Genomic DNA, 14936 nt, shown 5'->3' on the forward strand with positions numbered 1-14936 from the left:
CATTATGAGTTTCATTAATAGTATTCTTAAAGCATTTGTGGGCGACAAATCCGAAAAAGATGTCAAAGCAATACAACCTCTTATTACTAAAGTAAAATCGTTTGAAAGCAGTCTTTCATCTCTTTCAAATGATGAATTGCGTGCTAAAACTACTTATTTCAAAGAAAAAATAAAGCAAGCTCGTGCAGAAAAAGATGCAAAAATTGCTACACTAAAAGCTGAAGTGGATCAAATTTCGGATATTGATAAAAGAGAAGACATTTATCTTTCTATCGATGCTTTGGAGAAAGAAGCTTATGAAATTTCAGAAAAAACATTAAATGATATTCTTCCTGAAGCGTTTGCTGTGGTAAAAGAAACAGCAAAACGTTTTAAAGACAATACCAACATTACCGTAAAAGCTACGCCAAAAGACATTGAGCTTTCAGCCTCAAAATCCTATATTTCTATTGAAGGTGATAATGCTGTTTGGGCAAATTCTTGGAATGCTGCCGGAAAAGAAATCACTTGGGATATGATTCACTACGACGTTCAGTTGATTGGTGGAGTTGTATTGCACCAAGGAAAAATTGCTGAGATGCAAACCGGTGAAGGAAAAACGTTGGTGGCTACCCTTCCACTCTATTTGAATGCGTTAACCGGAAACGGTGTCCATTTGGTTACTGTGAATGATTATTTGGCAAAACGTGATAGTACTTGGAAAGCTCCATTATTTGAATTTCACGGCATAACCGTTGATTGTATTGATAATCATCAACCAAACACGGATGCGAGAAGAAAAGCATACGAAGCAGATATTACGTATGGTACAAATAACGAATTTGGTTTTGATTATTTGAGAGACAATATGGCTCATTCGCCAAACGATTTAGTACAACGCAAGCATAATTTTGCTATTGTGGATGAGGTCGATTCGGTTTTGATTGATGATGCCAGAACACCTTTAATTATTTCAGGTCCGGTTCCGCAAGGTGACAGACATGAATTTAATGAATTGAAGCCAAAAGTTGATAACTTGGTTTCACTACAACGAAATTTAGCTACCGGATTTTTAACGGAAGCCAAACGCTTAATCAAAGAAGGAAACACCAAAGACGGTGGTTTTCAATTGTTGAGAGCCTATCGTTCAATGCCGAAAAATAAAGCATTGATTAAATTTTTGAGTGAAGAAGGTATCAAACAATTACTTCAAAAAACGGAGAATCAATACATGCAAGATAACAACCGTGAAATGCCAAAGGTTGATGAAGCGTTGTATTTTGTTATCGAAGAAAAAAACAATCAAGTTGAATTAACCGATAATGGTGTGAAGTTTTTATCACAAGATACCGATGAAAATTTCTTCGTATTGCCGGATATTGGTTATGAAATTGCCCGTATTGAAAAAATGAATTTGGCTAAAGATGCCGAAGCTGAAGAAAAAGAGAAATTGTTTCAAGATTTTTCGATTAAATCGGAACGCATTCACACGCTAACTCAATTATTGAAAGCCTATACTCTTTTTGAAAAAGATGTAGAATATGTAATCATGGAAGATAAAATCATGATTGTAGATGAGCAAACCGGTCGTATTATGGATGGTCGTCGTTATTCTGACGGATTACACCAAGCGATTGAAGCCAAAGAAAATGTAAAAATTGAAGCCGCAACGCAAACTTTTGCAACGGTTACACTTCAGAATTATTTCCGTATGTACAGCAAATTAGCGGGTATGACGGGAACAGCTGTAACAGAAGCGGGTGAACTTTGGCAAATTTACAAATTGGATGTGGTGGAAATTCCAACCAATCGTCCGATGGCAAGAAAAGATCAGGAAGATTTAATTTATAAAACGACTCGCGAAAAATTTAATGCTGTAATTGAAGATGTAACCAAATTATCCTTAGCCGGAAGACCGGTTTTAATTGGAACAACTTCAGTTGAAATTTCAGAATTATTGAGTAGAATGTTGAAGATGAGAAACATTCCACACAACGTTTTGAATGCAAAAATGCACAAAAGAGAAGCAGAAATTGTTGCCGAAGCCGGTAAAGCCGGAATCGTAACCATTGCAACCAATATGGCCGGTCGTGGAACGGATATTAAACTAAGCCCGGAAGTAAAAGCAGCAGGAGGTTTGGCCATTATCGGAACAGAACGACACGATTCACGTCGTGTTGACAGACAGTTGCGTGGTCGTGCCGGTCGTCAAGGAGATCCGGGAAGTTCGCAGTTTTATGTTTCGTTAGAAGATAATTTAATGCGTTTATTTGGTTCAGAAAGAGTAGCCAAAGTTATGGATAGAATGGGCTTGAAAGAAGGTGAAGTGATTCAGCATTCGATGATGACCAAATCGATAGAAAGAGCTCAGAAAAAAGTAGAAGAAAACAACTTTGGTGTTCGTAAACGTTTGTTGGAATATGATGACGTAATGAATTCGCAACGTGAAGTGGTTTATAAAAGAAGAAGACATGCTTTGCATGGTGAACGTTTGAAAGTGGATATTGCTAATATGCTTTATGATACTTGCGAAAACATCACCAACGAAAATAAAGCAACTTCAAATTTTAAAAATTTCGAATTTGAATTGATAAGATATTTTTCAATTACATCGCCAATTACTGAAAGTGAATTCAACAAACTTTCCGAAATGGAAATTACCGGAAAAATCTACAAAGCAGCATTGGCTTATTATCATGAAAAAAATGCCAGAGATGCCAGAGAAGCTTTCCCTATCATAAAAGATGTTTTTGAAAATCCAAATAATCAATACGAGCGAATCGTCGTTCCGTTTAGTGATGGTCAAAAAACATTGAATGTGGTTACGAATCTTAAAAAAGCATACGAAACAGAAGGAAAACAATTGGTTGCTGATTTTGAAAAAAATATCACATTGGCTATTGTTGATGAAGCTTGGAAGAAACACCTTCGTAAAATGGATGAATTGAAACAATCCGTTCAATTGGCTGTTCACGAGCAAAAAGATCCGTTGCTGATATATAAATTTGAAGCGTTCAATTTGTTTAGAACGATGTTGGACAAAGTGAATAAAGAAGTGATTTCATTCCTTTTCAAAGGTGATTTGCCAAATCAAAACACAGCAAATATTCAGGAAGCTAAAGAAGTTCGTCAAAAGGAAAATTATCAAACTTCGAAAGATGAAATTCCAAACTCAGATACATTAGGTGAACAAAATCGCGAAGCCGGACAAACGCAACGTCAACCGATTACTGAGACAATTGTTCGTGAAACACCAAAAATTAACCGAAATGACACCGTTACATTAAAACACGTAATGAGCGGAAAAACGGAAACAATGAAATATAAAAAAGCCGAAAGCATGATTGCAAGCGGCGAATGGGTTCTCGTTTCTTAGAAACAATAAACAAACAATTGCAAATCCTCATAAGTGAAAACTTTTGAGGATTTTTTAATTTATAAACATTTTCATGTGTGAATTATATAACGTTTTACAATAGTTGTATAACAAAACATTTGCTGAAAAATAGAAATTTGTAGATTATAAGAAAAATTATTCTACGCCACTTCTTCACTAAAAGAATAATAGCATTAATCTAAATAATTAACCGGTAAATTTATCATGAAAAAATTCTCCAATTTAAAAATTATACCGTCGGTTAATCAAACCAAAGAACAAATCATCAAATTGAGTGATAAAACACTTCGTAAAAAAGAAGAAACAAGTTCATTTTTAACAAAAACTGCTGATGTAACGTTGTTCATTACACAAATATTTAAAGAAACATTTTCTAGGGATTTTGAGTTCAAAGAATTCTTGAAACAATGTTATCAAATTGGCTATAAAACTTTACCGCTAATTTCTATTACAGGAACTATTATGGGGTTGGTTCTTACTATTCAATCACGTCCGGTTTTAATAAAATTTGGTGCAGAAACCATGTTGCCCAGTATGGTTGCACTTTCAATTATTCGAGAAATGGGTCCGGTAATCACCGCATTAATTTGTGCAGGAAAAATAGGGTCAGGAATTGGAGCAGAATTAGGTTCGATGAAAGTAACCGAGCAAATTGATGCCATGGAAGTTTCTTCCACCAATCCGATTCGATTTTTAATTGTTACTCGAGTATTGGCCACAACATTAATGATACCACTATTGGTTTTGTATGCCGATGGTTTAGGGATTTTAGGCAGTTGGATGGGAGCAAATATTAAAGGAGATGTTCCGTTTGTGCTATTCTTTTCACAAGCTTTCAAACCGGTTGAATTTATTGATTTTTTCCCAGCTTTAATCAAAACTTTCTTTTTTGGAGCAGCTATTGGATTGGTTGGTTGTTATAAAGGTTTTAATGCCGGAAGAGGAACAGAAAGTGTTGGAAAAGCAGCCAATTCTGCGGTAGTTTTAGCTTCATTATTAGTGATTATAATCGATATGATTGCAGTTCAAATTACAGATATGTTTATATGATGACAGATCAAACAAATAGAAAAAAAGTGGTTGAAATAACCAATCTTAAAAAATCATTTGGCAATCAGGTGATTTTAAAAGATGTTACTTTATCGTTATACGAAGGAGAAAATTTAGTTGTTCTGGGAAAATCCGGTACAGGAAAATCGGTTCTAATTAAATGCTTGGTGGGATTATTGCCAACAGATAGTGGAACAATTTCTGTTTTTGATGAAAACATGACAGCTGCTTCGGGAAAAGAATTAGCTTCTATTAGAGAAAAAATGGGATTTCTTTTTCAAAGTGGAGCTTTATATGATTCGATGACGGTGAGACAGAATATTGAATTTCCGCTACGACGGATAAAAAAAGATCTCACTGAAGAACAAATAGAAGAAAAGGTAAAAGAAGTTTTGGAAAATGTTGGCTTAGCCGATTCCATCGACAAAATGCCTTCTGAACTTTCGGGCGGTATGCGAAAAAGAATCAGTTTAGCTCGCACACTTGTGATTGATCCGAAAATAATGTTATACGATGAACCAACAACCGGACTTGATCCGATTACATCAAACGAAATTAGTATGCTTATTTTAGAAATTCAAAAAAAATATAAAACATCATCCATCATTATTACACACGATATCAAATGTGCTCAAAAAACAGCCAATAGGATTATTATGTTAGACGAAGGATTAATATATAAAGAAGGAAGTTTAGAAGATTTCGAAACATCAACAGATACAACATTACAATCATTTTTTAATTAAAAAAATATGGAAACTCATTCTCAAAATTTCAAAATCAGACTCGGTTTATTTGTAGCCGGAGGTATAGCATTATTTGTTTTTGCAATATTCATTATCGGAAAACAAAAAAACTTATTCAATCCGGTTTATTCACTCACCACCACTTTTTATAATGTGAGTGGACTGCAAGTTGGAAATAAAGTTCGCTTTTCCGGAATTGATGTAGGAACGGTTGATAATATTCAAATTATCAATGATTCTACCGTTAAAGTAAACCTATTTATCCGAAAAGAAGTGCAAAAATACATCAAAACAAATAGCGAAGTTGCCATTGCTTCTGAGGGTTTAATTGGTGATAAAATGCTTCAAATTACGCAAGGAACACACAATGCTTCATTTGCAAAAGACGGTCAATACTTAAAATCTTTAGAGCCAGTTGAAATTGATGCAATTATGGCAAGTTTACAATCTACAGTTGATAATGCAGAAATAATTTCGGATGAATTGGCAGACATTATGATAAACATTAATAGTGGCGAAGGAACACTTGGAAGGTTAATTAAAGATACTGTAATTGCCGAAAATTTAAGTCAGACAATGGTAAATCTTAAACGAAGTACAAAAGGTTTGAACGAAAATATGGAAGCTGCTAAAGAAAATTTTCTTTTAAAAGGCTATTTTAATAGAAAAGAAAGAGCAGAACAAAAAGCGAAGAAAAAGGCCGAAGAGAAAAAAGAAAAAATCAGAAAAGAAGAAGAACGCAAAGCAGAAGAAGCAAAAAAGAAGAAAAATTAATTTTAGTTATTGGAAAGATTTATATTTTTGATAAAAATATACTTATGAAATTTAAATTGACATTCCTTTTTATTCTGCTAAATTATCTATGTTTTTCTCAATCCTTGGAAACTTTAAAAGCGGATTGTGTAAAAATGTATGAATCAACATATAACATGGAATTTGAAAAAATTCTGGATTATACACATCCTAAAGTATTTGAAATAGCTGATAGAGAAACTATGCTAACGATTTTGGATGAAACTTTTCAAAATGATCAATTACGCATTCGGTTAGTTCATCCAAAAACAACATTTACTTTTTCAGAAGTTAAAGAAATTGACGGAAAGAAAATTTGTGTGGTAGAATATCCGCAAGCCATGCGAATGATTTTTGAAAATCCGCTTTCGGAGGAAGAAAAAAATTCGATTGAAAAATCGTTGAAAACAACCATGACATCCAAAAAAGTTACTTTTGAAAAAGACCGTAATGCATTTTATATCGATGGAAAAGATATTATGATTGCCGTTTCGGAAGAAGCCACCCAAAACAAATGGAAATTGATTAATTACGATAAAAATCAACCCCAATTGTTAAACATGGTTTTAGGAGAAAATGTTGTAAAACAACTAGGTTTGCAATAATTAAAAAATAAATACTATCTTTACTTTAATGCTTCTAATGGCATTACCAAAAAATTATGGCAAAGAGTCAAGATGCTAAGAAAAACGTAAAGAAAGAGCCTTTAAAAACGGCAAAAGAGAAAAAAGAGGAGAAACGCGAGAAGAAAAACAAAAGGGATTAATTTTTTAATCCCTTTTGTTATTTTTAAATACTTGGTATTATATTTGACAAGTTTATATATGTTAAAAATCCATTCCGATGAAAAATAGTATTATAATATTTCTACTTTTTATTTTGAACTCTCAAGCTCAAACTATAGAACAATTGAAATTAGAAACTAAAAAGTTTTATGACGCTCATTACAATATGAGTTTAGATGACATTACTTCGCTTTATCATCAAAATTATTTTGAAAAAAACACAAATGAAACAATCACTTCAAGTTTAGATGAATGGTTTCAAAATGACGTTTTAGGACATCGAATCGTATTTCCTACAATGACTTTTATATATAGTTCAATTTTTGAAATTGATAACACAAAATATTGTGTGATAACATTTAAAAACTCGTTTCGAATTAATTTAGAAAACAAAATTACAAATGACCAAGTTAAGAAAGATTTAGCAGCTTATAAAGAAATACCTACTTATAAATCAGTTAAATATGAAGCAAATCGAAATAGTTATTTAATTGAAGAAAATGTAACTTGGATTGCTGTTACTTCTGCTTCAACAGGAAATAAATGGAAATTTGTAGAAAAAAAACCTAAATTTAATTATTTTGACGAATTATTGGCTCCAGAAATTCAAAAAAAATTGGGAATGTAATCAAGGTAAAATCTTCCCTGGATTCAAAATCCCATTCGGGTCAAAAACAAACTTAATTCGTTCCATTAATTCTAAATGTGTTTTAGAAAAAGCGATATCCATATACTCTTTTTGAACGTAACCAATGCCGTGTTCGCCGGATAAAGTTCCGTTTAAAGAAACGGTTAATTCAAAAATTTCTCGAATTCCTTTGGTTATTTCTGAATTCCATTCTTGGTCAGAAAGCGTGCCTTTGATGATGTTAACGTGTAAATTTCCATCGCCGGCATGACCATAACAAACCGATTTAAAACCATACTTTTTTCCAATGGATTTGATTCCTTCTAGTAATGTTGGCAAAGCATAACGCGGAACAACCGTATCTTCTTCTTTGTAAATTGAATTGGATTTAACTGCTTCGGCAATACTGCGACGCATTTTCCATAAGGCATTTTTTTCGTCTTCGGTATCGGCAAAAAGAATGTCATCAATTTGAAATTGTTCTACAACGGTCATAATTTTTTCGGCATCAGCCATCAAAATTTCGGGATAATTCCCATCTACTTCGATAAGTAAATGAGCTTGAATTTCAGGTTTTACTTGCACGTTCAATCCATCAATGTATTCTAAAGCCCAATCAATGGCATCGCGTTCCATAAATTCCAATGCACTAGGCACAATTCCTGCTCTAAAAATGGCGGAAACTGCTTCACAAGCTTCATTCGCTTTGTAAAACGGAACCAACATCAATACGTTATGCGTATTTTTCGAAAGTAATTTTAAAACAATTTTTGTGACGATTCCCAACGTTCCTTCGCTTCCAACCATCAATTGTGTCAGGTTATATCCTGTTGAATTTTTTAAGGTATTGGCTCCGGTCCAAATAATATCTCCGGTAGGCAAAACAACTTCTAAATTCAAAACATAATCTTTGGTTACGCCGTATTTTACAGCTCTTGCTCCACCGGAATTTTCGGCTACGTTTCCACCGATGAAACAGCTTCCCATGCTGCTTGGATCGACCGGATAGAAAAGACCTTTTTCAGAAACGGCTTCACGTAATACTTGCGTAATCACACCGGGTTCGGTAATCACTTGTAAATTTTGTTCGTCGATAGATAGAATATTATTAAATCGTTCCATCGAAAGTCCGATTCCGCCTTGAACTGATAATGCTCCGCCGCTCAACCCTGTTCTTCCACCAATTGGAACAACCGGGATTTTGTATTGATTGGCTATTTTTAAAATTTCAGAAATTTCTAAAGCGGAGGATGGTTTTACTACAACATTTGGCGGAAAAACATACGCTTCGGTTTCGTCGTGACCATAGTGATTTCGGGTTTCTTCATCGGTAAAAACAAATGATTGACCAACGATATTTTCTAATTTGATTAGAATTTCGGAATTGAGCTGCATAGTTTATTTTTAAACCAATAAAGGTAAAAAAATTATAACAACGAAAGTAGCCAATACCAAAAAGCTAAGGTTAAAAATGAAAGCGGAATTCCAATACCAATCATCATGCTACTCAATTTAGGTTTTAATCCATAGGTTGATGCCAAAATTGCTCCGGTTATCATGGGAGCCATCGCCGATTCCATGATAGAAACATCAACTATTAAACCTTGACCTCTGAGAATAAATTTGTATAAAATCACGAAAAATAAAGGCGTTAGCATCAATTTAAAAAACAATCCTAACGCTAAAAAATTCCAATGCTGACTATTTTTATCAATTTTCAATTGCAATCCTACAGAAACCAAAGCAATTGTTGATACGGTTCCGCCTACTTTATAAAAAACAGATTGCATCATTTCTGGAAAATCAAGCTTCAAAACATTCAGTAAACAAGCCATTACAAAAGCATTAAAGGGTGGAAAGAACAAAATCTTCTTTGCTATTAATTTTGAATCAACTTCTCCTTTTGAAAAAACAGAAGCAACAATTATCCCTAAAGTAGCCAAAACTACAAACGAACCTGGTTGATCCACAATGATTGCAGTCTGCAATCCATCTTGACCATACAATGCTTCTATTACGGGAAACCCAACAAATGATGTATTACCTAAGCCACCAGTTAAAACCAAACAGCCAATAAGTTTTTTGGACCAATTGAGCCATTTCCCTAAACTGTAAAAAAATAAAAATGACAAGCCAAATCCTATCCAAGCAATCCCAATTGGAAAAAGTAATTTTGAAGAAATTTCAATTTTCGGAATATAATACAAAGCCAACGCTGGCAACGAAATATAAATCACAAAATGATTGAGTGCTACATATCCATTTTTGGGAAAACTTTTGAGAAATTGCAATCCAAAACCAAGAGCTAAACAAAGAAAAATTAAAATGATGTTATCCATACCTATTTTAAAACTCAAAAATACACTTTTGAATAATAAAAACGGTTTAAAAAATTAGCTACGTTTTTCTTTTTTGTAACTTTACCTTTCAAAAGAAATAAAGTGACTCAAAAAACTTCCAAAACATCTGCTTTGCATGAGAAAGAAGGAGTTGTTCAACCTGAAACAGTTAATCACAATTCCGTAAAAATCATTAAACAATTCAGGCGAAAAAGCACTTCTTCTGAAGAACTGATTTGTGGTATTTTAAATGGCAACATAACCGATTTAAGTCGAGCCATTACTTTAGTAGAGAGTACAAATACAGAACATTTGGTCAAGGCAAATGAAGTAATAAATGGTTGTTTACCACATGCAAACAAATCTGTTCGAATTGGTATAACCGGTGTTCCCGGCGTCGGAAAAAGTACGTTTATTGAAGCTTTCGGAAAACACTTAACTTCGTTAGGAAAAAAAGTAGCCGTTTTGGCTGTTGACCCAAGTAGTACTATTTCTCACGGAAGTATTTTGGGCGACAAAACCCGCATGGAAGAATTGGTAAAAGATAAAAACGCCTACATTCGACCTTCTGCTTCTGGAGAAACGTTGGGCGGCGTTGCCAGAAAAACCCGTGAAACTATTATTCTTTGTGAAGCTGCCGGATTTGATACAATTATTATTGAAACAGTTGGTGTGGGTCAAAGTGAAACCGCCGTTCACAGTATGGTTGATTTCTTTTTACTGTTGAAAATTTCCGGTGCAGGCGACGAATTGCAAGGTATTAAACGTGGGATCATGGAAATGGCCGATGCAATTGTAATTAACAAAGCGGATGGTGATAACATCAAAAAAGCCAAATTAGCCAAAACTGAATTTAATCGAGCTTTACATCTTTTTCCCGCTAAAAAATCAAGTTGGATGCCGACTGTTTCCACTTGTAGTTCTTATACAAAAGAAGGAATTGATGACGTTTGGAAAACTATTTCAGATTATTTGGAATTAACTCAATCCAATACTTATTTTCAAGAAAAGAGAAAAGAGCAAAATCAATATTGGATGATGGAAACGATTAATGAACAATTGAAAAATCATTTTTACAACCATCCTGAAATTATTGATTTATTGGATAAAAATAAAAAAGCGGTTCAAAATGATGAACTTTCTCCTTTTGCAGCGGCTATGGCGTTGTTAGATAAATATTTTAAAAAGAGTTAGTTACAATTTACTCTTCATATCTTTCCATCTCCCGATCATAAAAAGCTCCGGCTAATTCAATTAGCTTTTCCATTTCGGTTTCAAGATCTTTTTCATCTTCTGCATCAACTTCTTCGATGATTTCCACTTCATCATCTTTCAAATTGATTATAAAACGAGGATATTCTAAATGAATGATAAAAATATCTTCCGGATGATCGGTATTGTCTGCTAAAACGAATTTTGGTAAGTCCATATTTTAAAGGTTAGCGGGTTGAAAGTTGCGAGTTGCGGGTTGAAATTAGTATTCAAATATACCAAATTCACTCGTAATCGTTAATTTTTTATGTTCGGATGCTTCTACTCTACCTACAATTTGAGCATCGACATTGAATGATTTTGAAATTTCGATAATGTCGTTAGCTATCTCGGCAGGAACATACAATTCCATTCGGTGACCACAATTAAACACTTGATACATTTCTTTCCAATCGGTTTTGGATTGTTCTTGAATCAATTTAAATAAAGGCGGAACCTGAAATAAATTATCTTTGATAATGTGCAAATTATCAATAAAATGTAAAATCTTCGTTTGTGCTCCACCACTACAATGCACCATTCCGTGAATTTCTTTTGGAGAGTATTTTTCTAAAATCGTTTTGATAATCGGAGCATAGGTACGAGTTGGAGAAAGCACTAATTTTCCGGCATCAACCGGACTATTTTTCACTTCATCTGTCAATTTCACTTGACCGGAATAAACCAAATCAGAAGGAACGGCAGCATCAAAACTTTCCGGATATTTTTCGGCTAAATACTTTGCAAAAACATCGTGACGAGCAGAGGTTAAACCATTGCTTCCCATTCCTCCGTTGTATTCTTTTTCGTAAGAGGCTTGTCCGAATGAAGCCAAGCCAACAATTACATCACCCGATTTAATGTTTGCATTGTCAATCACATCGCTGCGTTTCATTCGGGCAGTTACGGTAGAATCTACTATGATTGTTCGAACTAAATCGCCCACATCAGCAGTTTCACCACCGGTGGAATGAATAGTTACGCCAAATGATTTTAGTTCTTGGATTAATTCTTCGGTTCCGTTGATGATGGCAGAAATCACCTCAGCCGGAATTAAATTTTTATTTCTTCCAATGGTAGATGAAAGCATAATATTATCTGTTGCTCCTACACACAATAAATCATCAATATTCATAATCAACGCATCTTGAGCAATGCCTTTCCATACCGAAATATCGCCAGTTTCTTTCCAATACAAATAAGCTAAGGAAGATTTTGTACCGGCACCATCAGCGTGCATTAAGAGACAATAGGCTTCATCTCCTGTTAAATAATCGGGAACAATTTTGCAGAAAGCTTTTGGAAATAACCCTTTATCAATGTTTTTGATGGCATTATGCACATCTTCTTTGGCGGCAGAAACTCCGCGAAGAGCATAACGTTTGCTGGTATCAGAACTCATAGTTGTGTTGTTGTGTTTGGCAAAGATAGGATTAATGTGAAAATGAAGCAATTTTAAAATAGGTTGAACTATTTATTTTTCTAGAATAAGAATTTCAACTCTACGATTGGCTATACGTTCCTCTTCATTTTTTTCCGGTAAAGGATAAATTGGTCTTGTTGAAGCAAATCCCTTATAAGAAATTCGATTGGCCATAACTCCGTTTGATAACAGAAAATTATAAACTGTTTTTGCTCTTTTAATTGAAATATCTTCAACTTCAACCTCTTTACAACAAATATGTCCTTGGATTTCAACTTTTAAGGATGGGTTTTCATTCATAATTTGAAGTAATTCATCCAAAATTGGCCTTGAATCAGGAAGAATTACATCAATCATATTATAAAAATTCAATCCTTTTAGCTTTAATAATTCACCAACTTTTGACTTTTTTACCTTTTCGGAAAAAGAATTTGTTATTGGAATTTGATAAAAAATGCGGACTTTTCTGTTATCTTCTTGGTTTGAAGAAAAATCGAAGTCTTCACCAAAAGGAACTCTTTCCAATTTATCGACTACTTTAATTTTATTGAGTTTTAGAATATTTTCGATGGAATGTATTCGTCGTTCGGCCAATTTTAAATTATATAATTTCGAATCTACCGTATCACAATAACCTTCCATTTTATATATTTCTGCAGATGAATTATTTTTTATCCATTCGTCCAACGATTTACTAGAATTTGAATTAGGATACGCTTTATCAAACTCAAAAAAAACGTCGAATTTCTCCTGAGCAGAAAGTGGAATAAAAAATAAGGCTATAAATAAGCAGTTTACTATTTTCATTTTTTAACAATTTCAATTTCTACTCTGCGATTGGCTATTTTTTCTTCTTCGTTTTTTTCAGGAATTGGGTAAATTGGTTGATTACTTCCAAAACCTTTATAAGCTAATCTTCGCAGTTGAATACCGTTATCTCTCAAATAATTAAAAATTTTTAAAGCACGACGATATGATAATTTTGTATCATTTGGGTCAGGATTACAGCAAATATGTCCAAATATTTTAATTTCTAAATCCGGATTCAACTCCATAGCTAATAGTAATTGCTCCAGCAAAGGTTGGGATTCAGGGATAATAATTTCTGAATTAAATTGAAAGTGAATGTTATTAATCACAATTTTATCTCCAACATTCGCTTTTTCAAACTTATCTAGTAATGAAATTCTTTCCTTTTCAATTTTCTCAACAAGCGATTCTTCTTTGGGCTTTTCTTCAACCAATAGTTCGGTTTCTATGATTGGTTCTTCCGCTATTTTGTACAAAAAAGTTACTTTTCTATTTTCAGCTTGTATTTTTGATTGTTTAAAATCTTCGCCAAAAACTTCTTGAATTAAATTGTTAGAAATTCTACTATTTTTTGATTGTAATAAAGTTAAAACACTCTGAATTCTTTTTGAAGCCAGTTTTTTGTTTGATAAATTGGTATCAACGGAATCGCAATAACCAGCTATTTGCAGAATTTCTATATTTTTATTTGAATTAATCCATTCATCAAAATTTTTTAAAGAAATAGCGTTTGGCTCCTCTTTGGCAAAATCAAAATAAAGTGTTTTTGATTCTTGAGCTTGAAGAAATGAGAAACATAAACTACAAAAAAATACGACTACTCTCAATTCTTAACAATTTCAATTTCTACTCTACGATTAGCAGCTCTTTCTTCTTCATTTTTTTCCGGTAGCGGATGGATGGGTTGCGAACTACCAAAACCTTGATAAGTAACCCTCGAATTTTCAATTCCATTCATTCGCAAAAACTGACTAATTGCTTTGGCTCGTTGAGTTGAAAGATTAGTACGGTCGGTTGGCATGCAACACAAATGGCCTTGAATATCAATAGAAAGTTCAGGATTTTGTTGCATCACGATGAGTAATTCATATAATTTTCCGCGACTTTCATTTACAATGGCAAATGTGTTTAATTGAAAATTAAGGTTTTCCAATTTTAGTTTTTCGCCGGGTTTTGCTGCATCAACTTGTTGCATGAATTCTACATTTAATTCAAAAGTAGATTCTGTTCCATTAGGATTTTGAATCACAATGGCTTCCGGAAATTGTTTTTTTGGTTTGGGTTTAGAGACAATTTCTTCTTTCTTAATTCCTAAAATTTCATCTTCTCTCGCTAAATCTTTTGCTTCAATATAATAAACGGTAACTCGTCTGTTTTCTGCTTTATTGTCGGATTGTTTGTGCAATTTACCGAAGCTTCGGGTTTTAAAATCATCTCTGATTTTGACTTTATCTTTTACAAATTGATAAATAAAATCGACTCTTTTTTGAGCTAATGTGTCATTAAAACCAATCGTTCCATCTTCATCCGTATAACCATTAATGGCAACAATTTTAACTTCTTTGTTGTTCGAAATCCATTCGTTTAATTTCTGGATTTCTGAATTTTTAAGTTCATGTTTATTAGTGTCAAAATAATACGATGTCTGTTCCTGAGCAGAAATAATTTGAATTGTAAAGAAAAATAACAGTGCTGATACTAGCAATTTCATGATTGAGGTTTTTACAATAACGAAA

The 14936-nt window shown here is 33.4% G+C and carries 14 protein-coding genes; 7 read left to right on the forward strand and 7 right to left on the reverse strand.

What is annotated here, in order from left to right; translation table 11 throughout:
• Positions 1-4 precede the first annotated feature (4 nt).
• The 6 genes from secA to AC23MC_RS08335 all read left to right on the forward strand — a co-directional run bounded on the left by secA (position 5) and on the right by AC23MC_RS08335 (position 7377).
• Positions 5-3355 carry a preprotein translocase subunit SecA gene (gene secA, locus AC23MC_RS08310; RefSeq protein WP_487567939.1) on the forward strand — a complete coding sequence of 1117 codons (3351 nt, stop codon included), beginning with the start codon at positions 5-7 and terminating at the stop codon, positions 3353-3355.
• Positions 3356-3580: 225 nt separating this feature from the next.
• Positions 3581-4426, forward strand: coding sequence for an MlaE family ABC transporter permease (locus tag AC23MC_RS08315; protein ID WP_487567938.1), 846 nt, complete (start codon positions 3581-3583; stop codon positions 4424-4426).
• Positions 4423-5172, forward strand: a complete 750-nt coding sequence (locus tag AC23MC_RS08320; RefSeq protein WP_487567937.1) for an ABC transporter ATP-binding protein — start codon at positions 4423-4425, stop codon at positions 5170-5172. The genes AC23MC_RS08315 and AC23MC_RS08320 overlap by 4 nt, the downstream gene beginning before the upstream one ends.
• A 6-nt stretch (positions 5173-5178) precedes the next feature.
• Positions 5179-5946, forward strand: coding sequence for an MlaD family protein (locus tag AC23MC_RS08325; RefSeq protein WP_487567936.1), 768 nt, complete (start codon positions 5179-5181; stop codon positions 5944-5946).
• A gap of 44 nt (positions 5947-5990) precedes the next feature.
• Positions 5991-6569: a hypothetical protein gene (locus AC23MC_RS08330; RefSeq protein ID WP_487567935.1), complete on the forward strand. Its 579-nt coding sequence runs from the start codon at positions 5991-5993 to the stop codon at positions 6567-6569.
• Between the two features lie 238 nt (positions 6570-6807).
• Positions 6808-7377, forward strand: coding sequence for a hypothetical protein (locus AC23MC_RS08335; protein ID WP_487567934.1), 570 nt, complete (start codon positions 6808-6810; stop codon positions 7375-7377).
• Here the strand turns inward: AC23MC_RS08335 and AC23MC_RS08340 are convergent, their stop codons facing one another.
• Together AC23MC_RS08340 and AC23MC_RS08345 are read right to left on the reverse strand one after the other, a co-directional pair.
• A complete protein-coding gene (locus tag AC23MC_RS08340; RefSeq protein WP_487567933.1) occupies positions 7378-8772 on the reverse strand; it encodes an FAD-binding oxidoreductase in 1395 nt (464 codons plus the stop codon).
• Positions 8773-8804: 32 nt separating this feature from the next.
• A complete protein-coding gene (locus AC23MC_RS08345; protein ID WP_487570641.1) occupies positions 8805-9716 on the reverse strand; it encodes an AEC family transporter in 912 nt (303 codons plus the stop codon).
• A gap of 102 nt (positions 9717-9818) precedes the next feature.
• On the opposite strand from AC23MC_RS08345, the gene meaB reads away from it, so the two are divergent.
• A complete protein-coding gene (meaB, locus tag AC23MC_RS08350; protein ID WP_487567931.1) occupies positions 9819-10910 on the forward strand; it encodes a methylmalonyl Co-A mutase-associated GTPase MeaB in 1092 nt (363 codons plus the stop codon).
• Positions 10911-10917: 7 nt separating this feature from the next.
• On the opposite strand, the gene AC23MC_RS08355 is transcribed toward meaB, so the two are convergent.
• The 5 genes from AC23MC_RS08355 to AC23MC_RS08375 all read right to left on the reverse strand — a co-directional run bounded on the left by AC23MC_RS08355 (position 10918) and on the right by AC23MC_RS08375 (position 14911).
• On the reverse strand, positions 10918-11145 hold the full coding sequence (locus AC23MC_RS08355) for a hypothetical protein (protein ID WP_112087232.1): 228 nt from the start codon (positions 11143-11145) through the stop codon (positions 10918-10920).
• Positions 11146-11190: 45 nt separating this feature from the next.
• A complete protein-coding gene (locus tag AC23MC_RS08360; RefSeq protein ID WP_487567930.1) occupies positions 11191-12369 on the reverse strand; it encodes an AIR synthase related protein in 1179 nt (392 codons plus the stop codon).
• A 72-nt stretch (positions 12370-12441) separates the two neighbouring features.
• Positions 12442-13197 (reverse strand): OmpA family protein, encoded by a 756-nt coding sequence (locus tag AC23MC_RS08365; protein WP_487567929.1) that lies wholly within the window; start codon positions 13195-13197, stop codon positions 12442-12444.
• On the reverse strand, positions 13194-14027 hold the full coding sequence (locus tag AC23MC_RS08370; RefSeq protein ID WP_487567928.1) for an OmpA family protein: 834 nt from the start codon (positions 14025-14027) through the stop codon (positions 13194-13196). The genes AC23MC_RS08365 and AC23MC_RS08370 overlap by 4 nt, the downstream gene beginning before the upstream one ends.
• On the reverse strand, positions 14024-14911 hold the full coding sequence (locus AC23MC_RS08375) for an OmpA family protein (protein ID WP_487567927.1): 888 nt from the start codon (positions 14909-14911) through the stop codon (positions 14024-14026). The genes AC23MC_RS08370 and AC23MC_RS08375 overlap by 4 nt, the downstream gene beginning before the upstream one ends.
• Between the last annotated feature and the right edge of the window lie 25 nt (positions 14912-14936).

It is taken from the genome of Flavobacterium sp. T50_26 (assembly GCF_057652995.1).

Bases quoted from the DNA above. Each gene is read 5' to 3' on its own strand.
- AC23MC_RS08320 (WP_487567937.1), top strand. From the start codon at position 4,423: ATGATGACAGATCAAACAAATAGAAAAAAAGTGGTTGAAATAACCAAT.
- AC23MC_RS08365 (WP_487567929.1), bottom strand. From the start codon at position 13,197: ATGAAAATAGTAAACTGCTTATTTATAGCCTTATTTTTTATTCCACTT.
- AC23MC_RS08360 (WP_487567930.1), bottom strand. From the start codon at position 12,369: ATGAGTTCTGATACCAGCAAACGTTATGCTCTTCGCGGAGTTTCTGCC.
- AC23MC_RS08315 (WP_487567938.1), top strand. From the start codon at position 3,581: ATGAAAAAATTCTCCAATTTAAAAATTATACCGTCGGTTAATCAAACC.
- AC23MC_RS08325 (WP_487567936.1), top strand. From the start codon at position 5,179: ATGGAAACTCATTCTCAAAATTTCAAAATCAGACTCGGTTTATTTGTA.
- AC23MC_RS08355 (WP_112087232.1), bottom strand. From the start codon at position 11,145: ATGGACTTACCAAAATTCGTTTTAGCAGACAATACCGATCATCCGGAA.
- AC23MC_RS08340 (WP_487567933.1), bottom strand. From the start codon at position 8,772: ATGCAGCTCAATTCCGAAATTCTAATCAAATTAGAAAATATCGTTGGT.
- AC23MC_RS08345 (WP_487570641.1), bottom strand. From the start codon at position 9,716: ATGGATAACATCATTTTAATTTTTCTTTGTTTAGCTCTTGGTTTTGGA.
- secA (WP_487567939.1), top strand. From the start codon at position 5: ATGAGTTTCATTAATAGTATTCTTAAAGCATTTGTGGGCGACAAATCC.
- AC23MC_RS08375 (WP_487567927.1), bottom strand. From the start codon at position 14,911: ATGAAATTGCTAGTATCAGCACTGTTATTTTTCTTTACAATTCAAATT.
- AC23MC_RS08330 (WP_487567935.1), top strand. From the start codon at position 5,991: ATGAAATTTAAATTGACATTCCTTTTTATTCTGCTAAATTATCTATGT.
- AC23MC_RS08335 (WP_487567934.1), top strand. From the start codon at position 6,808: ATGAAAAATAGTATTATAATATTTCTACTTTTTATTTTGAACTCTCAA.